Origin of the sequence: Streptomyces sp. NRRL B-1347, assembly GCF_000720325.1 — a bacterium.
Taxonomy (GTDB): domain Bacteria; phylum Actinomycetota; class Actinomycetes; order Streptomycetales; family Streptomycetaceae; genus Streptomyces.
Genome location: NZ_JOJM01000030.1, coordinates 19,578 through 44,299, shown reverse-complemented (window position 1 = coordinate 44,299; position 24,722 = coordinate 19,578). Strand labels below are relative to the sequence as shown.

The following is a 24,722-nucleotide window of genomic DNA, read 5'->3' as shown; positions in this document are numbered from 1 at the left end:
TTGAGGAGTGATCGCACATGATCGGCCATGGGAAGCGATGCACGGCGGCGGCTCTCGCCCTGGCCGCGACGCTGACCCCCACGGCGGCTGCGCACGCAGCACCGGTGGCGCCCGCGTCGGCCGCCGCGTCGGACCCCGTCCGCGCCCTTGACTGCATCGCCCATCCGCTACGGTCTGCGAAGCCGGGCACCGGCACGGCCGATCTTCGCGCCCTGGGGGTGATGGTCGGCGATGCCAAGGTGGTCGGCGTGGGCGAGGCCACGCACGGCTCGCACGAATTCTTCGCTCTGAAGGACCGGGTCTTCCGCTACCTCGTCGAGCAGAAGGGATTCACCACGTTCGCCCTGGAGATCAGCTGGTCGGCGGGTCTACGGATCGAAGACTACCTCCAGCGCGGCGACGGTGACCGCGACGCGCGGCAGATCGTGCATGAGGTCATGGCCGGATCCCCCTGGGACCGTGCGGAGTTCGCGACCCTCATCCAGTGGATGCGCGACCACAACCTCCAACACCCCGACCGCCCGGTCCACTTCCTGGGCGACGACATCGGCGCGCCCAGCATCGACGAACGGGTCTTCGACAGCGTCACCGACCACGTCCGGCGGACCCGCCCGGAGTCGCTGCCACGCCTGAACGAGCTCCTCACCGGTCTGCGCCCGCTCGACGACGCCATCGCCTACCTGGACCGCCCGCTCGCGGAGCGGCAGCGGAACGCGGCCAAGGCGAAGCAAGTGCTTGACTTTGTCCAACGTCAGAGGTCCGGAGGCGGTGAGGACTTCGAGTTCGTTCTGCAGAACGCACGCAACATCGCCCAGACCTACACCTTCCTCAGCGTCAACCCCGGCGACCAGGGATCGTTGACCGCCATGCAGCGCTACCGTGACCAGGTGATGGCCGAGACCACAGCATGGTGGCAGCGGCGCACCGGCGGCAGGATCCTGATGTCGGCCCACAACGACCACGCAGGCTACGCGGCCTCCGATCCCACGACGTACCCGAAGACCCAGGGCTCGTTCCTCCGCGACACCCTGGGCGCGGACTACCTGGCCATCGGCACCACCTTCGACCGGGGCTCCTTCCTCTCCAAGGACCAGGCGCTCGGCGGCGAGTGGAAGAAATTCACCGTCGGCCCATCCGCCCCCGGCACGAACGAGCACACACTCGACCGGGTCCGACACCGCGACTACTACGCCGACCTGCGCACGTCCCCTGCCACCGCCCGCCGTTGGCTGGGCACAGCGCGCCCGACCCACAGCGTCGGCACCCAGTACCCGAACGACAAGACCCCCGAGGTCGCCATAAGCAAGGCCTACGACGTCCTGGTCCACCTCCACACCGTTCGGGAGGCAGGCAAGCTGTAGCCGGCCCGGCCGCCGGACGCGCCCCAGCGTGAACCGGGCGGCTGCCGACCACCGGGCCGGGCCCCCGGCCGCCCCGGCCTGCGACCGCACGCCGACCGCAGGTGACGCTGTCTGTCGGCGTACTTCTTGAAGTGGCCCTGGCAAGTGCTCGTAGGCAGAGATCGTTCACAGGTGGCGAGCTGACTGTGCCGACTGGGTGGATTTTCACGCCCATGACACGGCCTTCGCCCATTCTTGAGCTGCAGTTCGGTGGCGTCGTGCCGGTCGAGCATGGCAGTGAAGCCGCCGACCAGTTCGTGGACGTGAGCGAGTTGCGACACGGCCGTGAACGTCACCTCCGACGGCAAAAGACGCCTCATCCTGGACCTCTCCAAAGACCTGAACGGGCCCTCTGAATGCGAACAGATCATTCTTCCCGTTGACATCCAACCCAGTCGCCCCAGGTCAGCAGGCTGCATCCGACTAGATTCCCTGTCGAAGGACAAATGCCTCACGGGGCGCTCACTCCCCACAGGGTTGCCGCCCCCAAGGTGAGGCCCTCTGTCAGGTCACGGAAGGGGGGCTCTTCGTACGGGCTGATCGGCTCGGCGCGTATCCGCGCACAGGCGGGGTGGAGCGGGAGCTCGACGGCCGCGTCGACGATGTCGTCGCGGGGGCCGAACGGCGCGGCGGCCCGCATCTGCTTGCGCCGTCGCACCTGCTGGACCCGCCCCGGCCCGCTGATGAGCAGAGCCGCGGTGTTCAGCTCGCCGAGGTGGCGCTGGGCGGCCTGCATGGCGGCGGTGCCGGAGTCGAAGCCGCCGGTGAGGTGGAAGACGGTGCGCTGCGCGTCGAGTGGCCGTACGTCCAAGGCGTCGTCGAGGACCTGGACGAAGGCACCGAGGACATCCGCGTCGGGCGCGAGTTCGCGCGGGCCGGTGTGCAGGGCGGGTCCGGGATAGCGCAGGTAGAGGTGACCGCCGAAGTAGGCAGTGGAGCGCTCGGTGAGCCGGTACACGTTCTCGAACAGGGTGTCGTGGCTGTAGCGAGGGCGGTACAGGCAGCCGCGCGGCCTCACGAACGTTGATCCGGCGGGCGTGCGCGCGCAGGTCCGCCATGTCCCACGAGCCGTACAGGCTCGCCCCGTCGTGGGCGAGGTACAGCGGCGTCGTGCGGCACGGGCCCGCCATCACCCGCGCGGGCTCGTCCCGGATGGTCTCCACGGCCACGCAGTCCACCGGCCAGTCGGCCAGCGCCGCATGCGCCTCGTCGTACGCGGCCGCGGAGATGCGCCGCACAGCCGGGTCGCAGACCGCGCGGTCCGCGACGCGCTCGCGCACCACGATCAGGCAGCGCCGTCCGTCGTCCACGGCCAGGTGCTCGACCATCGGATCCTGAAACGGGGGGACCCGACTCGCGTCGTCCGCGGTGGCGTACCGGCTGCCGGTCCACCGCCACGTGGCGTCCCGGTAGGGCGTGATGCACAGCTTGAGCACGCTCGTCCCCTCCGCCCGCGAGCCAGCCGTCCGGGGCCGTGTCCGCGCACCCAGGCGTCAGATGGCCGTCGTGTCGTAGGTGTGCGAGGCGTCGGAGCTGCCCTGCTCCTTCTTGTACTCGTGCGCCTCCGCCGGGGCCTGGACTCGCCGGACCGCCTTCGTCATGAAGAGCCGCTCGAAGGGCAGGCTCCGGCGTGGAGGCGGGGGTGTGAAGTCCCCAAGGGGCATGACCGCGTCCTTCCGTACGGTGGTGCACGGCTGGAACTGTGCCGGTGACGCTACTCAACGCGTCTCGGCAGAGCCAGAGGGCCGGAACCGCCACACCTTCGGTGTGCAGGATGTGCACACGATCTGGATGGGGTGTGGCGATCACGGTGTGGCCGCGCGCAGACTCGCAGCACCAGCAGTGTGGAGGAGGGGCCATGGCGCACCGGCAGCAGGGCAACGGCCAGGTCGGCGGCGAGTACTCGTCCCCGGGAGATCCCGGCAACCCCATGCCGGAGGAGACGCTGCCGGCAGAGGACCTGGACATCGAGGAGCCACCCGAGGAGGAGGACCCACCGGATGTGCCCGGAAGCGGCGGCTGACCCGGCGTCAGGGGTGGTCACGGTGGCGGCCGCGGAGCGGTTGCGGGCAGAATGCGCCGCCCAGATCGACAGGTACGAGCACGGCCACTTCCACGACCGGCCCTGGCTGCGCGCGGCGTTCCTCGCCGTGCCGCGTGAGGCCTTCGTGCCCGACCGTGTGTGGTGGCCGCACCGCGGCCCCGAGGACGGGCTGTTCCCGCTCCTGGACCGGCGGACGAAGCCCGGCCAGTGGCTGCGGGCCGTCTACCGCGCCCGGAGCCCGTTGATCACGCAGATCGCCGACGGAGCCGTACCCGCCATCGGGCCGACCGACTGCGGCGATTTCAGCGGGTCCATCTCGTGCCCGGCCGTCGTTGTCGACATGCTGCACCACCTGGACCCGCAGCCCGGCGAGCGGATCCTGGAGATCGGCACCGGCACCGGGTACAGTACCGCGCTCCTGGCCGAGCGTGTCGGTGCGGCCGCCATCACGTCGATCGAGATCGACAAAGTGCTCGCCGAGCACGCCGAGACCGCGCTGAGTGCCGTGGGCTGCGCACCCCGGCTCGTGGTCGGGGACGGCGAAGAGGGGTATCCGCCGGGCGCTCCGTACGACCGGCTCATCTCCACCGTCGCCGTGCGCCGGCTCCCGCAGGCCTGGGTCGACCAGGTACGCCCCGGCGGCGTGATTCTGTCCCCTCTCGACAGCCCCTTCCAGTGTGACGGCCTAGCCCGCCTCACCGTCGACGGGCAGGGGCGGGCGACGGGCTCCTTCATCGGGGCGGTCGACTTCATGAAGACACGAGGGCAGCGCGAGCGCCGCAGCTACGCTGACCTGGGCTGGCCGACGTGGGGCGGCTACCGGGTCACGGTGGAGTCAGGTGAGCAGCGCGTCCGAACGGCGCCGTGACGGCCTGGCCCTCAGGCCTTGCCGACGTGGTTGCTGGGTTCACGCGGTCGAGGACCACGTGCCCGACGCCGTCACGCCAGATCTTGGGACGCAGCGTGCGATGCCTGCTCAGGCTCCGCATCGTGTAGTTGGGACAGGATCGTCGCGAGGGGAAGGGTGATGTCCTTGTTCTGCTCCCAGTGCTCCATGACGGCGGCCGCGGCTTGGGCGAAGTCGGTGGGGAGGGAGGCAGCTTGCAGGGTCTCCTCGACTTCGAGCATCTCGGGGGCCCACCGCCATGCGCGAGCTGCCACGCTGGGCAGGTAGTCGGGGTCCGAGAGGATCTGTGAGGACATGGTTTGGGCCTCTGCGGTGAGCAGGTCGGCGACTCCGTGGCTCGTGGCAAGTGCATGGGCGACCCCTGCGAGAGCCCGAGCGGGCTTCTGGTAGCTGGCGAAGGCCATCTTCAGGGCCGAGGCCGCCCCGAGGTCAGGGCCTACTTCCCGTACGTGAACGGAGCTGCCCGCGAACACCTTGGCTAGCAGACCGAGGGTGCCCTCGTTTCCTGCAAGGTACAGGCGGGCGGAACGGTCATCCGTGGGAGGTGGCCCGATGATGGCCCCGTCCACCACCGTGCACTCGCGCGCCATGTTGGCTTCAATGCGCAGCATGCGTTGTGGGCTGATGGCGTTCGCGTCGATGTAGATGCCGCGGTAGTCGCTGGCGGCGACTGCGGAGGCGACCTGTTCAGCAGCGTGAGGCGGGCAGATGGACAGCACGAGGTCGCTCGCGGCGAGAGCCTCGTCCAGGGACTCGGCGGGGATGAGTCCCGCTTGTTCGGCGCGTGCGTGGCTGGCGTTGCCGCGGCCGTCGGGCACCCAGTGGACTCGGTGGCCCGCCGCCGTCGCCTGCGCGCCCACGGCGGCTCCCATGGAGCCGGGGTGGAGCAGGGTCACCGTGGTCATTGCGATCCTCCACAGGGCAAAGTGGGCGTGCTGCGATGCTGGTGGGCGAGGAGTGCTTCGCGCAGCCCTATCGCGGTCGGACTCGTAGAGCTCGGGTGCTGGGCGAGCGTGCTGGTGAAGTGGCTCAGTCGTTTGCGGACGCTCTCTGTTCCTCGGCGGGAGTTGCTCTCCAGTACTGCGTGGACCTGGTGCGCCGCGCCTTCGATTTCTCCCCGGCCCAGCCGGGCGAGCGCAAGGTCCATGCGGGCCAGGGACATCTCCCCGAGGCGGCGCTTCTGCGGAGGGGCGCTCTCGAACATGCTGACCGCCTCGTCTGCCGCGGCCTCGGCCTCTTCCAGGTGAGCGGGCCCGAGCCAGAGGTGGGTGCTGCTGGCGTAGAACCGCTGTTTCTCGAACGGGAAAGCCATCATCCCGCCGGGCAGGTCGTCCCCGTCGGTGAGAAGTTCACGCATGTTCTCAGCATCCCTCAGCGCGGTGATCGCCTCCGTGGAATGGTTGAGCTGGCCGTAGGCGCGGGCCTTGATGCTGGCGAGACGAATGTGTGCCGTCCCGCTCTCCGGGCTGAAATCAGCTCCGGAATCGGCGAGCCGGACCGCCACAGCCGCTCGTCCGCCCCAGTAGGCCACCAGCGCTTGCAGACCACGGACCCATGCACGCAGCCCGTTATGGCCGGCCAGCTCGGCGCACATGAACGCGGTACGTGCCTGGGTCTCAGCTGCCTCGTAGCGTCCGAGGTCGAAAGACGCGTTCGCGAGGATGCCGCACAGCACCCCCGCGGCGACGTACAAGTCGCTCGTGAAGTGGGGTGGTTGACGCCCCTCCAGGAGTTCGAAGGCCCTGTTGCGGAGTCCTCGCACTTCATGGAAGAGCGGCTCGACGGGTCGGTTGGGGTAGGTGGTGACTATCCGGCGGATATCGGCTTCGAGCTGCTCCATGGTGTGGGGGCCCACGTTGCTGCTCTCCACGCGGGCAGCCCACTCGGCTGACTCGCTGGCGGCGTCCGTCACCATGTCCTCCTCCCGGCCCAGTTCCTCCGCACCGGATTCTCCGCGATCGTCTTCAGTGACGGATCCCCGGGTGTCGGCCGGAACGGACAGGGGTGGGGCGAACAGGTTCCCGACGGGGATGGGGCGGAACAGGTACGCCAGGATCCGGCGGGCGTCCCTGTGGGGGCGCCGCGTCTCGCCGCGTACCCAGCGTGTGAACTGCCATTCCGAGACAGTGGCCGTGGCCAGCGAGGCGGGCCCTTCCGACTCGGCGAGTTCCTTGGCCGCCTGACGATACTTCCGGACAAATACCTCAAAGTCTTGCCAGTGGCGCTCGGTGATGAGCATATTGAAGAGACTGCGGGAACCGCCGTGCATGCCACCCTCCAGGACCTCGATACGTGCGTACTCCCTCTACACGCTAGACAGCAAAACGCTTCAGCGGCAGGGAAGTTAACCGGGGATCCCAAGATGCTTCGTTTCGCTCCAAGACATTGGAAGATGCTGGCGAAATGCCTCTCGAAACGCGCGTCGTATGGCCCCAGACTGCGAGGTCCCACGGACGCTCCCTGGGCGGTACGGGCGAGAGCTAAGAGCTGATTCCACGCTCCGACGTCTTCTCTCCCTGGCGCACCAGCCCCCTCCCTCCACGCGGCCGTGGCACAAGCCCCTGCTGACAAGGAGGTCGCAGATGACCACGGTCGTCTCTCCTGCGATGTCGCCCATGGGTCGTACGGCCGCCACGGACATGGCCGAGCTGGCCGTCGCAGTCCGATCCCTGAGAGGCGTTGACGACGCTGCAGTACGCGCTCTCCTGGAGACGACCGCCCACGCGGAGGTAGTGGTGCCGGTCGGGACCCTGTTCGACGTCGTGGTCTTCTCCGCAGGGCGCCGCGGCCTCGCGGTCATCCACGAACTGGACACGACGCAACACCCTGGCTGCGGGCCCGTCATCGCCTCGATGGGCAAGGCGATCCGTGAGGACCGGTTCATCGCCCTGGTGCCGCCTCGCACCGCCAGGCGCTGGGTCTGCCGTGATGCTCAGTGCTTCGGGGGCGGGACTCTACGCATCCCACCCCCGGATCGGCAGGCACCACCCGGCCGGTACTGGATGCGGCCCTTCGCCGGGGCGCGGCAGACGCACCTCGTCGGGCCAGTGATGTTGCACCAGGCGCTGGAGCGGCACCGCCCCTTTCCACCTCCCCACCCAGCAAGGGCCATGCACGCCATGTAGCTGCGCCTATCGGCCCGTCGTGACGCTCCGCTGCGTGGCACTCTCCCTCCCCAGCCGGCCTTCGTCCGCACCTGCTGTTGGCCCCTCCGACTCCCTCATGAGGCCCTGATGTCCACTCCATCCTCCCCACTCCGTCTGGTCCCACCCTCTACTCCTCCAGTCACAGCGTCGGATCTGACCGTGCCTGTCGTGCTGAACGCGCCCGTGCGGGCCCTGAGCGTGTGCTTCCCCTACTTCGCCGCGATCACCGTGCAGGCGACACTGCCGTACCCCATGGCCGCTCCGGCGGGGGGCGTGAGATGACCTATCGCACGCAAATCACCCCAGCAGCCTGGGATTACCGATACACGACCGGTCGTGGGGATGTGTTGCCGAGCCAGAAGGAGCTGGAGCGGTTCCTGCTGATGGCGCCCAGCGCGCGAGGACTGCGGGTGGCCGACCTCGGGTGCGGCACGGGTAAGTGGACTCGCCAGCTCGCCCAGTGGGGCGCCGCGCGTGTCACCGGCTACGACTACTCTCCCGAGGCGCTGCGCCAGGCCCGGCTCCAGGAGCATCCCGCGATGGCGTACAAGTCCTACGACGTCAACGGCGACTCGATTCCGACGAGCTTGTCGCCCCGGAGTCTGGACCTGGTCACCTGCCGCTTCTCCCTGGCGTACTTCGACGTCGCGCGGTTCCTCACCGACGTCGCCCGCTGGCTGACGCGCGACGGAGCCCTGTACATCCTCACTCCGGTCGCCGATGGGCAGCCCGGCGCAGAGGGGGCCGTGGACGTAGACCCCTACCGCCGGGCGCTGTCACAGACGCAGCTCGACAGCCTGCTCGGCAACGTCCAGTGGGCCCGGCACAACTGCCTGCGCGACCGGAACGTGGCCGCGGTTGTGCTGCAGGGCCCTCATGGCTAGCCGCGCACACTGTTGCGGCCGGTACGCGGCCGCCCACCGCCTGTGCCGCCGCTTCCCCGATAAGCAGAAGGGCCGTGACACGATGTGCGAGCACCAGCCGCCGTGCCCCACCGCGGAGGCCACCGACCGGGAAGCCGCGCTCCTGGTGGCGCACCACCCGGAGCAGGGCTGGAGCCTGCTGTGCAACGGGGTCCTGGTCTTCGAGGACACCGGTGAGCTGCTGCCCAATGGAGAGGTCGTCGCTCCGCACCGGCCCACCGACACCCGCAAGGTGGCGGCATGAGCGGCGGCCGCGCGGGGACGACGCGCAACCACCTGCAGCAGTCCTCCGTCAGTGCCCCGGTGGTTCAGGCCGGGGAGATCGGATCCGTCCATCTGCACGCTCTGGCGCCCGTGGTGCCTCCGCCGCCCCGGCAGCTCCTGCCGGTTCCCGCGACCTGGACGGACCGGAAGTCGGCGCTGCGCGAGTTGAGCGACGCGGCCAAGGCCTGCCCGGACTATGCCTCGGCCCTTGTGGTCATCAGCGGCCCGGGAGGGGTGGGCAAGACCGGGCTGGCCACCAAGTGGCTGACCGACCGCTGTGGTGACTGCCCGGACGGACAGGTGTACGCCGAGCTGAGCAGCCCGCCCGGGGAGCCCGCGGCGGCCGTCGTGCGGCGGGTGCTGCGGCACTTCCTGCGCGCGCTGGGCCACCGCCCGGACGCCGACGATGTGCACGAACTTGCCGCTTGGTGGCGCTCGGCCAGCTACGGCCGCCGCCTGGGCGTCCTGCTGGACAACGCCCGCGCCGACCAGGTCCTTGCGCTGCTTCCCGGCGGTCCGGGACACCTGGTCGTCGCCACCTCGCGCGAGCCGCTGGACGCCCTGAACGCCCACGGGGCCTTCCCCTACGACCTGGAGCCCCTCGACCCCGCGGCAGCCGAACGGCTCATGGCCCGGATCGCCGGCAGAGACCGGGCCCGCGGCCAGCGCGCTGCCCTCGGGACGATCGCGGCGCGCTGCGCGTATCTGCCCCTGCCCCTGGTCGTGGCCGCCACCAGCGCCTCCACCCGCTCCACCGCAGGGCTCTCCACGCTCGCTCACGCCCTGTCCCACACCAGCACTTCGCCCCTTCGCCCGGAAGGACCCCGGACCGTGACGTCCGTACTGGATCAGGCCTGCGACGGCTTACCCGACGACACCGCCCGCCGGGTCTACCGGCTGCTGAGCATGGTGCCGCTGACCGAGTTCGACACCGATACCGCCGCCCGCGCCTGCGACCTCACCCCCGACCAGGCGGCCGCCGCCCTGCACCACCTCGCCGGCGCCCGCCTCCTGGAACCCCTCGGCCATCGGCCCGGCCGCAACGGCACGTCCTACAGGTTCCACGACGAGGTCCGCCCCCACGCCCAACAGCACGCCGCGCAGGCGGACGGCAACAAGGCGGTCCAAGACGCTGTGCGCGGCACGGGGGAATGGCTGCTGGCCACGTTCACGCGCGCCGAACGAATCCTGACCCCCCACCACCGCACCCTGGACCGCACCCTGACACGCCCCGTCCCGCCCGTGGACTTCAGCCAGGGCGACGGCGACGAGGAACGCGGCGCACGCCTATGGGTCGGGGCGCACATGGACGACCTGGCGCAGATGGTGCGTGAGGCCGCTCGGCGGCAGTGGCACCCCATGGTCTGGCAGCTCGTGCACGCCGCCTGGCCCGGCTTCCACATCCTGCGTCTGCACGAACTCTCCTGCGAACTGCACCGCCTGGGCGTGGCGGCGGCGGAGGCGTGCGGGGACCGGATGGCACAGCGGGAGATGCTGACCACCGGCGTCATCGCGCTGCGGGGGCTGCGCCGTTTCGGCGACGGCCTCACGTGGGCTACACGCGCCTTCGCCCTGGCCCGCGAGGACGGCGACCGACGCAGTGAGGGGCAGGCCACCCACGAGATGGCCCTGTGTGCCAAAGGGCAGGGAGACCAGGTCACCGCCGTAGCCCTGCTGCGCGAGGCCCTGGAGATCCGCCAGGAAATCGGAGACCGCCGGGCAACGGCGTTGACCCGCATCATTCTGGGGCAGATCGAGCTGGAGAACGGACGGGTGACCGAGGCCTCCGACCACGCGGGCCCCGCCCACGTCGACCTCCGTGCCGCGGGTGACCTGATCAACGCAGGTCGCGCGGCGCTGCTCCTCGCGGAGGCCTACGCCCCGCCGTATGGCCCCTGCTCGGCTCGGGTGCGGGATCTGCTCGACCTGGCCGAGGCCGACTTCCGCACCACCGGCACCCTGTCCGGGCAGGCCCGGCTCCTGCGGGTCCGCGGGAACTTCGCAGCACGGGAGGACGACCTGGAGGCCGCCCGCGACTACTACACGGCAGCGCTCGCGCTCTACCAGACCTCCAGCGCGCACGATGCCGACGAGCTGGCCGACCTCCTCAAGACGCTGCCCGACGAGCGCGCCTCGCCCGCCCTCTGACCGCAGGCAGCGGCCCTTCAACCGCCGCTCGGTGCCGTGGAGGTGACGGACCCATGGCGCCGAGCGGCCCACCAGCGGGCTTCCTCTCCGCTCCCCCGTCCTCTGGCAGCGCCGCACCCTCAGCGGGCGCGCCGAGTCGCAGCGGAGGAAGCGGCGCCTGTCGCTTCGGGACGCGACACCAGGGCGTCCCGGCCGCCCAGACATGGGGACACGGCGGCCGGCCGCGCCCTCTCCACCGGCGGGGGAACCAGACAAGCCGGTGGAGAGGGCACCACCCCTCGCAGCACACCACCGTCAAGGCGTTGCGCCCCACCCTTCGGTGGTGGACGGCGCCACCGAAGGGCCTGCCCGAGACGCCGCGGCGGTCAAGGCCCCGCGCACCTGGCGCACCTCGTGTGCACCGTCTGCAAGTCGATCTCCACGCGTGTCCGGTGCGCGCTGTCCTGGACGCACCGCCCCCAGTCTGCCTCCGGCCGCACGGCGCGGCCGGGCCTGTCTTCGGAGTCACCTCATGCATACGCCTGTCTTCCGCAGCGTCGAGGACGCCTACCTGGCGCTGCTCAGGCTCGCCACCACCCAGTACGAGCACCGCATCGACGCGCGCGGGAATCCCGCGCGCGAGGTGATCGGTGTCGCCTTCCGCCTGCCCGATCCCCGCCAGCGCCTGCCCTACCTGGCCACGCGCGGGGCGAATCCGGTGTTCCAGTACGCCGAGGCCCTGTGGTACCTGGCCGGGCGCCGGGACCTGGAGATGATCGGCTACTACGCCCCGTCCATGGGCGCCAGCTCCGCCGACGGCGTGAACCTGGGCGGCTCGGCCTACGGGCACACCCTGCTCACCCCGGCACCCGGCGAGGAGGTCTCGCCTTTCGAGCAGGTGCTGCTGCTGTTCGAGCTGTACCGGCAGATCCGGCACGAGCACACCGTGGCCGTCAGCCCGGACATCCTCGGTGCGCTGGATCCGGCGCTGCGGTGGCTGGCCGCCCGCCGCTGGGAGGCCTGCGCGGCGGCCGGGGGTCCGCGGTGAGCGCCGGTCCGCGCGGCGGCGCGGTCGTCGAGGGGACCGACTTCGCCCGGTGGGCGGTCATCCTGTGCAAGCCGGACGCGGTCGAACGGAGCCTGGTCGAGACGGTGCTGGCCCGGATCAGCGATGCCGGGATCACCGTGTCGGAGCGGCGGGACATGGTGGCCGAGCCCTGGCAGGCGCACGTCGTCTACCGCGACCTGCTCACCGACGCCAAGCGGGCCCGGGGGACCTTCCCGCTCTGCTGGACACGGCGTTCGCGCACCGCCGGGTCGGTGGCGCTCGCCCACGGCGAGCGGGACCTGCACGCCCGGCTACGGCAGCTCGTCGGGCACACCGACCCCACCATGGCCGTGCCCGGCACGCTCCGCGGCGACCTCGGCCACGACAGCCTGGCCGTGGCCCGCGCCGAACAGCGCCTGGTCCGCAACCTCGTCCACACCTCCGACGATCCCGCAGCCGCCCGCCGGGACTTCGGCACCTGGTACGGCGCCCGGCTCAACCAGCTCCTCACACCCCCGTGCTGCACACCCCACCAGCCCACGATGACCTCCCACCCTTTGAAGGGGGACTCCTGATGACCAGCACACCCCAGACCGGCACCCGGCGTGCGCTGCCCATCCTGACCACGGAGCAGATCGGCGTGCTCAAGCCGGAGCTCGCCGACGTGATCGAGTACCGCAAGTCGGGGCTGTCGCTGAACTGGATCGTCGGGTGCCCCCTGGAGTGCGGCTACTGCGTGCGCCATCTGTTCGACAACTTCGAGATGAAGACGCCGCGGCGCCTGATGAGCGACGCCGCCCACATTGCGGCTTGGAGCGGGGACCGCACCGCGGTGCCGCCGTTGAGCGTGCGCCCTGTCACGATGCCGGAATCCGACCTGCCTACAGGGCACGGCATCACCAAGCAAGACAGTCGAATCGTCCTCGCCTACATGTAAGGGCAGGGTGTGAACCGGAGTGATGGCGCTCTCCGAACCTTGTCGTGAGCGCTCTTGCGTGCGGTTACGACGAAATGCGGCGTGCGCGGATTCGTGGCTGCAGCCGGCCGGTGGGTTCGGTCGGCTGCAGTGGTGGTGTGGCTGTGGTGCGGGTGGTTCTATGCGGTGCAGCTGGTGGGGTGTTCGGTGCCGGGACAGGTGTCGGTGCCGCTGCCGCCGTCGGCGGTGTCGTCGCCGGTTCCTGCGTGGATGGTGTCGTTGCCGTTGCCGCCGTAGACGGTGTCGTCGCCGTTGTCGGCGTGGACGGTGTCGTTGCCGCCGAGTGCGCAGATCACGTCGCTGCCGTTGGTGCCGGTGATCGTTTCGCTGCCGGAGGTGCCGGTGATGGTGCAGCCGTTGGCGTTGTTGACGGTGGTGGACTCGGTGGCGTCGTTGTTGCCGGGTACCGGGTCGTTTTCGGTGGCGCTGGTGGTGGCGGTCGTGGTGACCGTGCCGGTCGCCGCGGGTTCGACGGTGATTTCCACTGTGGCCGAGGCGCCGTTGGCCAGGGAGCCGAGGGTGCAGTTCACCGTGGAGCCGCTGGGCGCGCAGGTGCCCTGGCTGGCGGTCGCGGAGCCCACGGTGGCGGCGGTGCCCGTGTAGGTGACGGAGGTGGTGACCGAGGAGGCGCTGCCGGGGCCGTTGTTGGTGACGGTCACGGTGTCGGTGAAGGTGTCACCGAGCGGACCCAGCGTGCTCTGCGGACAGGTGACGGTGACCGGCGGGCCCGCGGGGGCGGTGAACGTATCCGTGACCACCACATTGGTCAGGGGCTCGTCGCCGTCGTTGGTCACCAGGTACGAGTACGTCACCGTCTCGCCGGGGGCCGAGACCGTGGTCGGCGACGCCAACTTCGCCACGTTGATTCCCAGAGCCTGGGCCGCTCTCGCTGTGGCGGCGGACGCCTGAGCGGAGCTGGCCACGGCGAGCATGCCGTACAGGGCCAGCGCCGTCACGGAGACCAGGACGGTCAGCCGGTAGGGCAGTCTTCGGTGCGGTGAGCGGGGGTGTGTAGTGAAGGACATGACGATGTCTCCTTCCCGTGTCCGCATCGTGGCGGTGGGAACGAAGAATCCCTGGACATCCGCAGCGATGCGGAATCGCTACGACGGATCGGGCCAACGGCGGAGAACAGAGTCAGGGATCGCGCCTGGGCTGCTCGTCGCCGAGCGGGGACTGGGCCACGACGGGATCCAACGTGCATCAGCGTCACCGGAGTTGGGCCTCCTGCGCCGTGTCCGCAGTATGGCATTGGCATAGTCACCTTTGGAACAAAACAGGATGAAAAGAGAAATAACTTCAATTTTGCGCAGATTATGCAGTAATACCGCCTGTGAAGGACTCGCTGGCATCCTGATCGGGCGCACCGTCGACCGCCGCTCATATGCCACGGGCCGACAGTGAACAGTCACCGACCGGAGCGCCTCCCGAAGCGGAGAGCATGTGCTGCTCGTTCTCGGCGAACAAGGCCACTTGGGCGGCGTTCTCGCTGCTTGAGAGGTGGGCTCGAGGAGAGTTCACCGAAGAAGGGGCAAGCTGATGGCCGGAAGCGCGTCGAGGTCGCGGCCAGTTCCGGTGATGAAGCCGTTGAGGGTGCCGGGCCGGTACTGGAGGCGTTTGAGCCGGTTGCGGACGAGTGTCTCCAGGCGGTCCAGGGTGACGACGGCCAGGTTGGCCAGGCTGCGTTTGACGTGCGCCCACACGCCTTCGACCGGGTTGAGGTCGGGTGAGTAGGCGGGCAGTAGGAACATCATCAGCCACTCACGTTCGGCGATCAGCTTGCGCATCCTGCGGGAGATGGGGGTGTTGAGCCGGTCCCACACCAGCACGATCGGTGCCTTGACGAGCTGGTGGGTGCCGTCGATCAGCGCGAGGAAGTCGCGCTCGCCCAAGCTGCGGCGCTTTCCCCTGCCCGCGGGGTGAGTGCGCAGGCGGTGGCACAGCCGGGGCCGGGAGCCGGGCCGCATCGCGATCAATCCGGCCACCGACAGCCGTCCCGGGCGTCGGCCGCTGACCGTCACGACCGGCGTCACGCCGCGCCGGCCCCAGGTGCGTCCCCTGAGCGGACGGCGGGTGAAGCCTGCCTCGTCCTCGAAGCAGAGGCAGCCCCCGCAGGCCGCCCGGGCTCTTTCACCCCGGCACAGGTCACCTCCTTCCACACCGTCACGGCCTGCTCGTCGCGCTCCGCGGCCCTCCGCGTAGGCACCTGCGGCGAGAAACCGAGCCGGTGCATCAACCGCGTGGCGCCCGAGACGCTGTGAGAGACGTGGAACTTCCTGCCGATCAGCGTGGCCACCCGGCCGGCGGTCCACACCTGGTCCTCCACCCAGCCGTGCGCGGCCGGACCCTGCTCCAGGTACGCGGCCAGCTTCTGCAGGCAGCACGGGGAGAGACGGCACCGCGACCCGCTCGGGCCACGAGACGCCAGGGCAGGATCTCAGATTCCGTGGCCAAAGCTCACGAGCGATGGCTGGCTCGCTTGGGGCTACGGTCAGTGCCGGGGCTCGGCTGCCCCACGCGTCGCCGAGTACCGCAAGCTTGCGGCGCTGTCGTGTCCGCTGCTCCTCCAGTTCCAGCGAGGTGCGTGACAGGACGTACACGTTGCCGCGGTGGACAATCGCGAGCACATCGTCGGCCACAACGAACTCCCCGGAGCCGCCCGCACCAGTCCCGATCCTGGCCGGGACCGCTTGTCATGGCCAGGGGGACGCGAGCGTCGCCGGATGTGCGAGCAGGTTCTGTACAGTCACCACCTTGCGGTAGAGCCCGGGGTGGTCCGGCACCCGGCTCAGACGGCGGCGCAGCGCCCAGTTGGTGAGGCGGACCGAGGGGCGTTGGGTGTGCGGTCGCCAGGCTGCGTCTGAGCGGCTGGCGAGCAGCCACGGCACGCGGATGATGTCGGCGGCCGTGCGCTGGAAGCGGCGTGTGAGGCCGCGGCCCGGGTTCTGTGCGAGTAGGTCGCGCAGGGCCAGGGCTTCGAGCGCGGCGACGGTCAGGCCGTGTCCGTAGATCGGGTTGAGGGCGGCCACGGCGTCGCCCAGCGCGATGAGTCCGTCCGGCCAGTCGCGCATGTGGTGGTAGGGGTTCCAGTGGTTGTGCAGGCCGCCGTAGCGGTAGGTGCGGCCGAGCGGCGCGCAGGTTTTGATCACGTCCAGTGGGTGGGAGCTGCGCAGCGTCGCGGCGTACTCCTCGAAGCCGTCGGTGTCGTACGGGGGACGCACTCCGTCCGCCCCGATCAGGGTGAGGAGCACCCGGTCTGCCTCGACGCGCTGGATGAGGCAGCCGTGGCGGATCGTGGGGGCGTAGGTCATCTCGGTGGACATGTGCCAGTCCTGGTCGAGTGTGTCCTCGTAGGCCCGGGTGACGTAGGTGAGACCGGCGAAGACGTGGGCTCTTGCCGGGACGGGTGTGCCGCTTCGGGTGAGCCAGTCGGTCAGCCGCGAGGTGCGGCCGGACGCGTCCACGACCAGCTCGGCGGGATGCGCCGCGCCCGTCGTATCGCGGACACCGGCTACGCGCTCGTCGCGCCATAGCAGGCTATGGACAGTGGCGGTGACCTGCCGCACCGGCGGCAGTACGCCGACTCGCCGGTGCAGGACGTCGTCCAGCAGTGGCCTGCTGCAGGCGAGATGGTCCACGCCGACCGGTCCGGCCGGAGCCCAGCCGGAGGGGAACAGGATCCGGGTCCGCTCGCCGAAGTCGAAGGTGGCGGCCCCGCGTGCTCGCAGTTCGGCGCGGAGCCCGGGGAAGAGGATCTCGAGGGCTTCCGCGCCGCGGTGCAGCAGGCCGTGGGGGTGGTGGAACTGCGGGACGCCGCGGCGGCGGGTGGCATCGGTCCGCAGGTCGCGTTCGATCACGGTGACCGTCGCGAAGTGCTCGGCGAGGGCGCGTGCGGCGAGCAGTCCCGCGAATCCGCCGCCGATGACTACGGCGCGGTCCCTGGTCTGTGGCATGCGCCCTCCCGAAGGTGGCTTGGTTGAGGCTCACCGCAGGTGTGCGGGCAGGTCGGTGGCGGGTTCGCCGCCGAGCAGGGGGATGACGGCGTAGCTGACGACCAGGGCCAGGAAGCAGACCTGGGCGGTGCCGATGACGGCCAGCGTGGCCGCCCACGGGCGCGCGGCGGGCGACAGGCCACCCGTCCCGCGCAGAACGGGTGCGCCCCGTTCGTGATGGCGGTGGTAGTGACAGATCAGGCCCGGGATCATGCCGTACACGAGTGCGGCGACCACCATGGCGTAGGTGGGGAGCTGGTACCAGTGGCCGGCGAACAGGGTCAGCTCGGGCACCGCGGTGACGTAGACGTAGCCGCCGGTAAAGACCATGATCGGCTCCAGGACCAGTTCGGCGGACAGGGCCGTGACGAAGGCGAGCAGGGCCAGGCGTGTTCCGGGCAGGTGCGGCCGCCTGCGCACCGCGGCGCCGAGCACCCAGACCGTCGGCAGGGTCCACATCATCACTTCGGCCAGCGCGAACCAGCCGACGAACAGCGGCACCGGGTGCGTGTCGGGGTCCGGGCCGTGCCAGCCGGGGATGAAGGAGCCCCAGTCGGTGGTGCCGATCAGGTACTTGCTGTAACCGGCTGTCTGGGAGGTGTAGTTGACGACCGGCATGAGCCAGAAGGCGCTCAGGTAGCCGAGGAGCACTCTGGTCTCGATGGTCAGGGCTCGCTGTCGGATGCTCTGGACAAGCGGCCAGCCCACACTGGCCAGGACTCCTGCGATGCTCAGGATCTGGAACGCGCTCGCCACGACGCGCCGCGTGGGGCTCAGTCCGTAGTCGCCGGAGGGGAACCAGCGTGCGTCGGTGACGGCCCAGCGCACCATCACCCACGCCTCGGCCGCCAGGAACACGGTCCCGACCGCCGCCCAGGCCATGACCGGCGAACACCAGGTCCGTGGGGCCGACGTGACGGGCACTCGGGCGGCGCGTTCCGCGTCCGCGGGAGCCGCGCCGGGGACCGGTTCCGGGGCGGTCATCGCCGGACCGCCGACAGGTAGACCGAGTCCTGGGGTGTGAGGAGCCCTTTCATGAAGCGGCTCACGACGTTCGGGAACACCCAGGCGACGACCGGTCCGAACTCGCGGCGCAGCTGGTCGTTGCCCCGGGTGTCGTCCGCGAACTGGAGGCAGCTCTCGGCGTCGTACGCGTCGAAGCGGGTGAGCGACAGACCGGCCTCGGCCAGTGCGGCGCGCAGTTCGTCGCCGGTCGGGTACCAGCACAGGGAGCTGATGAGCGCCCGGTGCATGAAGCGGGAGAACGGCCGGACCCGGTAGGCGTCGAAGATGTGGAGCGGAGCCCCGGGTTTGAGCATGGCCGCCATGGCGCGCATCCCCTCCGCCTTGCGCGGCGGCGGGAAGTGCGGGATGACGCCCATCGCGGTGACGGCGTCCGCGCTTCCGGCCAGGTCGCGGGTGGTGGCGGGGTCGAAGAGGTCGCCGACCCGGAAGGTCACTCGGTCGGACAGGCCGAGCCGTTCGGCAATGCGGCGCCCGATCTCGGCCTGGTCGCGTTCGATGGTGAGGGACACGATCTCGACCTGCGGCAGCAGGTGCGCGATCCGGGCCCAGCCGTCGCTGAGGCCGGTGCCGACCTCGATGAGCAGGCCGTCCTGCGGCGCGCTCTCCACGGCCGGCTGCCAGCACCGGTCCACGGAGTTGACCTGGGAGAGGTGGATCCGCTGTTGAGGGTCGGCCACCTGCCGGATCTCAGGGGTGTAGGGGCCCCAGTTGAGGGCCAGCCAGATCATGGAGAACAGGCGGTTGTAGTAGAGACGGTAGAGGTCAGGGACGGAGTCCTTCGCGCCCCCGCCGAGCAGCCGGACCGCGGCCCGTAGGTCTTTCCGCTGGTCTGCGCGCGGGGCACGGCTGGTGCGGGAGGCCTGGTAGAAGTCGTGGAGCACCTCGTTGCGCACCGGCAGGAACGTCTCCAGGAACTTCGTCTGTCCTTCGACGCGGAGGAATCCCTCCGGGGCTTCTTGGCCCGGCTCCTGCGGTGTCCCCTGTGGCGTCTCCTGGCCCGTGCCGTGTGTAGCCGTCATGTCCATACCCTTCATGAGCTCGGAATCGCCCGGTCCGCGTCATGCCGTCGACCGGCCCGCATCACGCCGTCGAAACGGTTGCGGTCGCCTTCGTTGGGAGGAGGCGCAGGCGGCTGTAGCGGTCCGTCAGCGGCTCGCTTCCTGCTCCGACGTGAACCCCATGGACTGCAGGAGCGCCTCGGCCAGCGCCCCCGGGCTCGGCTTGACCCAGATGGTGCCCGGAGCGATCTCGTGGCGCAGCGCCTTGGCGAGCCGCTGCTGGAGCTGGACCGCGCCCAGGGAGTCCAGGCCGAGGACGACGAGGCTGGTGTGGGCGCCGATGTGGCGGGTCGTCCCGCCGAGCAGGTCGCGGACCTGGGCGACGATGAACTCGGTGAGGACGCGGTGGCGTTCGGCGCCCGGGGCAGCCTGGTGGAGGTCGTCGAGGACTGGGGATCCGTCGGCCTCGGCGCTCACCTGGACACCGGTGAGGAGTTCTGTGTAGAGCGCCGCTTCGCGCAGAGCGGGGTAGGGGGCGGTCCAGGCGGCCGCGTCGACGGGCGAGTAGGCGATCTGATGGTGGCCCTCGGCGAGGATGCGGTCGAAGGCGTCGAGGCCGTCGGCCGGGTTGATCATGACGAAGCCGCGTTCGGCGAGGTGCTGTCCGCGTCCGGCCCCGGACCAGGCACCCCAGTGGATGCCGGTGGCGGGCAAGCCGTCGGCGAGCCGGTGGGCGACCAGCGCGTCCAGATAGGCGTTGGCGGCGGCGTACGCGCCCTGGCCGGGCGAGCCGAGCAGCGAGGCCACCGAGGAGTAGACGACGAAGAAGTCCAACTCGGCTTCCAGGGTGGCCTGGTGGAGCTGCCAGGCACCCTCGGCCTTGCCGCGCCAGACCCGCTCGAGCAGCTCGTCCCCGATGTGCGCCACGGTGGCGTCCTCGACGACGCCGGCGGCGTGCACGATGCCGCGCAGCCTCCCGTCGGCGGCCTTCAGGGCTCGGTGGACGGTACCTGGCTCGGCGATGTCGCCGAGGACCGGCTCGATGTGCGTGCCGAGCGTGGTGCGCAGCGCTTCGAGGGTGTGCTCGGCGTCCGGGCCGGGTGGTGTGCGGCCGACCAGGACCAGGGTGCGTGCGCCGTGTTCGGCCAGGCGCCGCGCGGTGAGCAGGCCGAGGCCGCCGAAGCCGCCGGTGACCAGGTAACTGGCTTCACTGTAGGGGGATTTGATGGGGTGAGAAGTCGCCCCGGGGCCCGTGCGCACCCGGGCCACAGCCCTTACCCCGTGCCGCCAGGCGACCTCGGTGACCGGCAGGGTGTCGTCGAGCAGATCTCCCAGGACGTTGCCGAGCGGGGTGTCGCCCGCCACCTCCAGGCTTCCGGCCCGCAGTTCGGGGTGTTCGAAGGCGGCGACCCTCAGCAGTCCGCGCACGCCCGCGGCGGCCAGAGGGTGATCGCCGCGCCACAGCACCCACAGGCGCGGCGGTGCGGCGCGGGCGGCCAGGGTCTGCAGCACCGTGAGGGTGCGGTGCACGGCGGCGCGGGCACGGTCGGGCGTGCCCTCGGTGTCCGGGCCGTTGAGGACCAGCAGCAGATGGGTCGCGGCCGGGCGGGTGTCGGCGGCCAGCGCCCGCTCCAGCTGCCCTGGGTCGAGCGGGGTGCCTGACGGGTGCAGGAGCAGATGGCTTCCCGCCGACCGCTTGCCGAGCTTGGCGGCCAGGCGCTCGCCCCAGCGGGTGCCCTCGGGTGCGACGACGAGCCACTGCTGGGCGGTGGACTCGGGGGCTTCGCCGGCCGGGACCGGCTGCCAGGCGAGATGGGCCAGGCGGTCGGCGTAGCGCTGTTCGGGCGGGGTGATGTTGGAAAGCCGCAGTGCGGTGATCTCGGCGACGACCGTGCCGTCGGCCGTGCTGAGCGTGCCCGACGCGGTGCAGGTCAGGTCGTCGGCCTCGTGCAAGGTCACGTCCGCGTGCCGGGCGTGGCCGGTCGGCCCGTATACGCGGAGCGTGCCGAAGCCCGCCACCACGACCGGTCCCGGGCTCGTCGCGCAGTGGCCGAGCCAGGCCGCCACCGCCGTCTGCACGAACTCGTCGGCCAGTACCGGATGCAGCCGCAGGGTGTGTGCCGAGACGCGGGCGGTGTCCGCGATGCGCAGGGCTGAGACGGCGCGGGTGCGTCCCGGGTCGAGGCGGATGCGGTCGACGGCGGCGAAGGCCGGGCCGTGGAAGACGTTGTGGCGCTCGCGGAAGTGGCGGTGCAGGTCGACCGGGGCGGACTCGGTCCACTCCGCGGTGGGGCCGTCCACCGGTGCGTCCGGGCGCTGCTCGTGGTCGGTGAGCGGGCGGATGGTGGCGCGGGCGTGCACGACCTGGCCCTCGGCGGTGCGGGTGAGTACCTGCCCGCGCACCACGCCGTCCTCCTCCACGAGCCGGGTGAACACCTGCGGCTCCGGTTCCAGGACGAGCGGCGCCTCGATCGTCACGTCCTCGATCGCGACCCGGTCGGTGGCGAAGACCTCGGCGCCCGCGGCGAGCAGCATCTCCGCGAAACCGGTGCCGGGCAGCACCGGCACACCGGCCACCCGGTGGTCGGCGAGCCAGGGCAGCCGGGCCGCGGAGATCGGGGTCTGCCACAGGTGGCGGCCCGCCCGGTCGGGGTCGGCGACATGGCCGCCGAGCAGCGGATGCTGGCGGGCGGCGGGCAGGGTCGGTGCGATGAGGGTGTAGGGCTCGGTGGCGCCGCCGTACCGGGTGCGGTTCCAGAAGGTGGTCGGCACGTCGGCGAGCCGCCCGTCGCCGTAGTGGGTGGCGAAGTCGATGCCGTCGAAGCCCGCGCAGTGGGCGGTGGCCAGCTGCGTCAAGAACGCCTCGGTGTCGTCGCTGCCGCGGCGCAGCGAGCCGATCGCGACCACGTCCTGGACGCCCTGCTCGGCGGCGGTCTCGGTGACGGGCCGGGCGGCCAGCGGGTGGGCGGTGCACTCGATGAACAGTCGGTACCCGTCGGCCAGGGCGGCGGTCACGGCACGCTGGAAGTGCACGGTGTCACGCTGGTTGTGCACCCAGTACGAGGCGTTCAGCGGGCCCGGATCGCGCGGGTCGTCGCTGACGGTGGAGTAGAAGGTGATGGCGCCCGGCCGGTTGTCGGGCAGCTCGGCCAAGGCGGCGTACAGCTCGTCGACGACCGGGTCGACCTGCGGGGAGTGCGAGGCCACATCCACATCGACCATGCGGGCCACAACACCGTTCTCGTTCCAGTACGCCACCAGGTCACGCACCTGCTGCGCGTCACCGGAGATCACCGTGGTGCGCGGGGCAGTCAGCACGCCGAGCGCGACGCCCACCGCGCCGAGCGCGTCGATGGCGTCCTGGGTCTCGGCGGCACTCAGCATCACGGAGGCCATGGCGCCGTGCGCGATTCGGGCGAGCAGAGTGGCCCGGCGACAGATCACCTTCACCCCGTCCGCACGGCTGAGCACCCCGGCGACCACGGCCGCGGCCACCTCACCCAGGGACTGCCCGATCACCGCGGCCGGCCGCACCCCCCAGGAGCGCCACAGCTCGGCCAACGCCACCTGCACGCCGAACAGCGTCGGCTGGATGCGGTCGACACCCACCAGCAGTTCGGGGCGCTCGATCGCCTCCCGCAGAGAGAAGCCGGACTCGGCCCCGATCAGTGGTTCGAGGGCGTCGACGGCGGCGGCGAACACCGGCTCGTCAGCGAGCAGACCCTGGCCCATGCCCGCGTACTGGGAGCCCTGCCCGGTGAAGACGAAGACCGGACCAGGATGGTCGGGAGGCAGCACCGGGACACCGCTGACGGCACCCTCGGGCGCGCCGCCCGCGGCGAACTCCCGCGCCCGGCCGACGAGCTGCCCGAGTCCGTCGGCGACGATGCCGAGCCGGTGCTCGGCATGGCGACGGCGCAGCGCGAGAGTATGGACGACATCGCGCGCATCGGCCGGGGTCCTCTCGCAGAAGTCGGCCAGCCGTCCGGCCGCCCCCGCCAACGAGCCTTCCGAGGTCCCGGACAACAGGAACAGACGCTTCCCGACGACAGGCCGCTTCCCCCGGCGCGCGGGCCGGCGGCGCGCGGCGGGCGCGGCCTCCAGCACGATGTGCCCGTTGGTGCCGCTCACCCCGTAGCTGCACACGGCCGCGAGGCGTCCCTTGCCCGGCACCGGCCAGGGGGTCAGCTCGGTCGGCACGAACAGCCGGGACTTCTCGGCCCGGTCGATGCCCGGATTCCAGTCGGTGAAGTTCCGGTTCGGCGGGACCACTCCGCGCCGCAGGCTCTCCACCGCCTTGATGACCCCGGCGACACCGGAAACCGGCTCGGTGTGCCCGATGTTCGTCTTCAGCGACCCGAGCGCACAGCGCCCCCGGCCGCCGCGTCCGTAGACCGCGTGGAGGGACGAGTACTCGATCGGATCACCCACCGGGGTGCCCGGCCCGTGCGCCTCCACCAGCCCCACCTCCCCCGGGTCTACGCCCGCCGATTCCACGGCGGCCGCGAAGAGCCGACGCTGCATCTCACCGGACGGAGCGGTCATCCTCGTCGCCTGGCCGTCGTTGTTGACCGCGCTGCCGCGGATCACGGCGAGGATCCGGTCGCCGCCGCGGCGCGCGTCAGCGAGCCGCTTGAGCAGCACGGCACCGGCGCCTTCGCCCCGCACGTACCCGTCCGCGCGCGCGTCGAAGGCGTGGCAGGCCCCGCGTCGCGACAGGAGCAACGGCGCCTCGAAGTAGTGCGTCTGCGGCGCCACCATCAGCAGCACCCCACCCGCGAGAGCCATGTCGCACTCGCCGAGTGTGAGCGCTCCGCACGCGGTGTCCAGGGCCACCATGCTGGAGGAGCAGTGCGTGGAGACCACCATGACCGGGCCGCGCAGATCCATCGAGAAGGCCACCCGGCCCGCCGTGCCCGCCGTGTAGTTCCCGAACAAGTACGGGCTGTTGGGTGCGTCCTGAACCGGGCGTGCTTCCCGGAACAGATTGTCCGGTGCGTACGTCCCCACATACACCCCGGTCCGCGAGCCCCGGATCCGGTCGACCGGAATGCCGGCGTGCTCCACGGCCTCCCAGGCAACCTCCATCATCACCCGGGACTGCGGGTCCACCCACTCCCGCTCGGCCGGGGCCACCGACAGTGCCTCCGGCTCCCAGGACCACACGTCCCCCTCCAGGAAGCAGCCGGCCGCAGTCCGCTCACGCAGCTCCGGGTCCTGCAGGGACGCGAGGGTCTCGGCATCCCACCGGTCGGCGGGCACCGGACCGGCGGTCGAGCGGCCGTCGGCAGCCAACTGCCACAGTTCATCCGGTGTGTTCACGCCGCCGGGGAGACGGCAGCCTATCCCCACCACCGCGATCGGGACCTCGTTGGATGCAGACATGCTGACTCAACTCCCTTGCCGCTATTCGGCGATGGCGGTGCTGTAGGTGAACCGGAAGACGGGAACCCGCAGACCCTCGACGAGTTCGGTCGCGCTCGTCCGCTCGAAGTGCTGGTGCCGGCCGTAGTAGGCCACGACCCAGCGCTCGGGAACCTCTTCCTCATCGATCCGGCGGACCCGTCCCATGTCCTCGGGGCCGCCATCGGTCACGATGGTGATCACGGGGAGTACCTCCTTGGCTGCGCGTCAGGCACCGCAGCAGAGAACTCCGACCTCGCCCCTCCGTATAAGGGTGTGCGGATGGCATACGCGAGCACGCCCCACGCACCCGTGCCCCCACGCACACCCGAGCCGACCGCCTACGCACGTCGGGACGGCTTCCCACACCCCGTGCACGCCGTGCACGCCGTGCACCGACCACATGGTCATCCGGTCGACCGGGCGCCCCGCCCTTCCGGAACATGCGGAACCGCCCCGGAGCGCATC

The 24,722-nt window shown here is 70.8% G+C and carries 22 protein-coding genes and 1 pseudogene; 12 read left to right on the top strand and 11 right to left on the bottom strand.

Annotated elements, in window-relative coordinates:
• Positions 1-17: 17 nt before the first annotated feature.
• Positions 18-1,361, top strand: coding sequence for an erythromycin esterase family protein (locus tag IG74_RS0124380; RefSeq protein WP_037825969.1), 1,344 nt, complete (start codon positions 18-20; stop codon positions 1,359-1,361).
• A gap of 490 nt (positions 1,362-1,851) precedes the next feature.
• Here IG74_RS0124380 and IG74_RS48105 read toward each other — a convergent pair whose 3' ends face one another.
• Positions 1,852-2,418 (bottom strand): hypothetical protein, encoded by a 567-nt coding sequence (locus tag IG74_RS48105; protein WP_051855233.1) that lies wholly within the window; start codon positions 2,416-2,418, stop codon positions 1,852-1,854.
• Between the two features lie 38 nt (positions 2,419-2,456).
• Between IG74_RS48105 and IG74_RS48100 the strand changes: the two genes are divergently transcribed.
• A complete protein-coding gene (locus IG74_RS48100; protein ID WP_051855232.1) occupies positions 2,457-2,738 on the top strand; it encodes a hypothetical protein in 282 nt (93 codons plus the stop codon).
• 155 nt (positions 2,739-2,893) lie between these two features.
• Here the strand turns inward: IG74_RS48100 and IG74_RS52795 are convergent, their stop codons facing one another.
• Positions 2,894-3,064: a hypothetical protein gene (locus IG74_RS52795; protein ID WP_199818881.1), complete on the bottom strand. Its 171-nt coding sequence runs from the start codon at positions 3,062-3,064 to the stop codon at positions 2,894-2,896.
• 194 nt (positions 3,065-3,258) lie between these two features.
• Here IG74_RS52795 and IG74_RS52195 point away from each other — a divergent pair, with 194 nt between their 5' ends.
• Both IG74_RS52195 and IG74_RS0124360 read left to right on the top strand, forming a co-directional pair.
• On the top strand, positions 3,259-3,423 hold the full coding sequence (locus IG74_RS52195; RefSeq protein ID WP_158857739.1) for a hypothetical protein: 165 nt from the start codon (positions 3,259-3,261) through the stop codon (positions 3,421-3,423).
• Positions 3,401-4,312, top strand: a complete 912-nt coding sequence (locus IG74_RS0124360) for a methyltransferase domain-containing protein (protein WP_078869001.1) — start codon at positions 3,401-3,403, stop codon at positions 4,310-4,312. Before IG74_RS52195 ends, IG74_RS0124360 begins: the two co-directional genes overlap by 23 nt.
• A gap of 71 nt (positions 4,313-4,383) precedes the next feature.
• Here IG74_RS0124360 and IG74_RS0124355 read toward each other — a convergent pair whose 3' ends face one another.
• Complete coding sequence (locus IG74_RS0124355; RefSeq protein WP_051855230.1) at positions 4,384-5,256, bottom strand: NAD(P)-dependent oxidoreductase; 873 nt, start codon at positions 5,254-5,256, stop codon at positions 4,384-4,386.
• The gene (locus IG74_RS0124350) at positions 5,253-6,590 is read right to left on the bottom strand and encodes a hypothetical protein (RefSeq protein WP_234334434.1); all 1,338 of its coding nucleotides are present in this window, start codon (positions 6,588-6,590) and stop codon (positions 5,253-5,255) included. The genes IG74_RS0124355 and IG74_RS0124350 overlap by 4 nt, the downstream gene beginning before the upstream one ends.
• Before the next feature lie 343 nt (positions 6,591-6,933).
• On the opposite strand from IG74_RS0124350, the gene IG74_RS0124345 reads away from it, so the two are divergent.
• The 8 genes from IG74_RS0124345 to IG74_RS49615 all read left to right on the top strand — a co-directional run bounded on the left by IG74_RS0124345 (position 6,934) and on the right by IG74_RS49615 (position 12,796).
• Entirely contained in the window at positions 6,934-7,476 is a 543-nt protein-coding gene (locus IG74_RS0124345; RefSeq protein WP_051855229.1) for a hypothetical protein, read from the top strand.
• Positions 7,477-7,656: 180 nt separating this feature from the next.
• Positions 7,657-7,779, top strand: coding sequence for a hypothetical protein (locus IG74_RS54230; protein WP_267885590.1), 123 nt, complete (start codon positions 7,657-7,659; stop codon positions 7,777-7,779).
• Positions 7,780-7,844: 65 nt separating this feature from the next.
• Complete coding sequence (locus IG74_RS48095) at positions 7,845-8,381, top strand: class I SAM-dependent methyltransferase (RefSeq protein WP_158857737.1); 537 nt, start codon at positions 7,845-7,847, stop codon at positions 8,379-8,381.
• Between the two features lie 82 nt (positions 8,382-8,463).
• Positions 8,464-8,664: a DUF5999 family protein gene (locus tag IG74_RS0124335; protein WP_030681204.1), complete on the top strand. Its 201-nt coding sequence runs from the start codon at positions 8,464-8,466 to the stop codon at positions 8,662-8,664.
• On the top strand, positions 8,661-10,832 hold the full coding sequence (locus IG74_RS0124330; RefSeq protein ID WP_051855227.1) for an ATP-binding protein: 2,172 nt from the start codon (positions 8,661-8,663) through the stop codon (positions 10,830-10,832). The genes IG74_RS0124335 and IG74_RS0124330 overlap by 4 nt, the downstream gene beginning before the upstream one ends.
• A gap of 511 nt (positions 10,833-11,343) precedes the next feature.
• Positions 11,344-11,859 carry a hypothetical protein gene (locus IG74_RS46110; protein WP_030681198.1) on the top strand — a complete coding sequence of 172 codons (516 nt, stop codon included), beginning with the start codon at positions 11,344-11,346 and terminating at the stop codon, positions 11,857-11,859.
• Complete coding sequence (locus IG74_RS46105; RefSeq protein WP_158857735.1) at positions 11,856-12,434, top strand: nucleoside-diphosphate kinase; 579 nt, start codon at positions 11,856-11,858, stop codon at positions 12,432-12,434. The genes IG74_RS46110 and IG74_RS46105 overlap by 4 nt, the downstream gene beginning before the upstream one ends.
• The gene (locus IG74_RS49615; RefSeq protein WP_030681196.1) at positions 12,434-12,796 is read left to right on the top strand and encodes a hypothetical protein; all 363 of its coding nucleotides are present in this window, start codon (positions 12,434-12,436) and stop codon (positions 12,794-12,796) included. The genes IG74_RS46105 and IG74_RS49615 overlap by 1 nt, the downstream gene beginning before the upstream one ends.
• Before the next feature lie 158 nt (positions 12,797-12,954).
• Here the strand turns inward: IG74_RS49615 and IG74_RS0124310 are convergent, their stop codons facing one another.
• The 7 genes and pseudogenes from IG74_RS0124310 to IG74_RS0124275 form a co-directional block, all read right to left on the bottom strand.
• Positions 12,955-13,860, bottom strand: a complete 906-nt coding sequence (locus IG74_RS0124310) for a calcium-binding protein (RefSeq protein WP_030681193.1) — start codon at positions 13,858-13,860, stop codon at positions 12,955-12,957.
• Between the two features lie 492 nt (positions 13,861-14,352).
• Positions 14,353-15,266 (bottom strand): annotated as a pseudogene (locus IG74_RS0124305) (IS630 family transposase); the annotation flags it as partial.
• A gap of 262 nt (positions 15,267-15,528) precedes the next feature.
• Positions 15,529-16,788 (bottom strand): NAD(P)/FAD-dependent oxidoreductase, encoded by a 1,260-nt coding sequence (locus IG74_RS0124295; protein ID WP_051855224.1) that lies wholly within the window; start codon positions 16,786-16,788, stop codon positions 15,529-15,531.
• A 30-nt stretch (positions 16,789-16,818) separates the two neighbouring features.
• Positions 16,819-17,811, bottom strand: a complete 993-nt coding sequence (locus IG74_RS0124290) for a spirocyclase AveC family protein (protein WP_030681183.1) — start codon at positions 17,809-17,811, stop codon at positions 16,819-16,821.
• Positions 17,808-18,872, bottom strand: a complete 1,065-nt coding sequence (locus IG74_RS0124285) for an SAM-dependent methyltransferase (protein WP_158857733.1) — start codon at positions 18,870-18,872, stop codon at positions 17,808-17,810. The genes IG74_RS0124290 and IG74_RS0124285 overlap by 4 nt, the downstream gene beginning before the upstream one ends.
• 126 nt (positions 18,873-18,998) lie before the next feature.
• On the bottom strand, positions 18,999-24,236 hold the full coding sequence (locus tag IG74_RS0124280) for a type I polyketide synthase (protein ID WP_078868997.1): 5,238 nt from the start codon (positions 24,234-24,236) through the stop codon (positions 18,999-19,001).
• Positions 24,237-24,257: 21 nt separating this feature from the next.
• Positions 24,258-24,458, bottom strand: coding sequence for a DUF5988 family protein (locus IG74_RS0124275; RefSeq protein ID WP_030681173.1), 201 nt, complete (start codon positions 24,456-24,458; stop codon positions 24,258-24,260).
• Positions 24,459-24,722 lie beyond the last annotated feature (264 nt).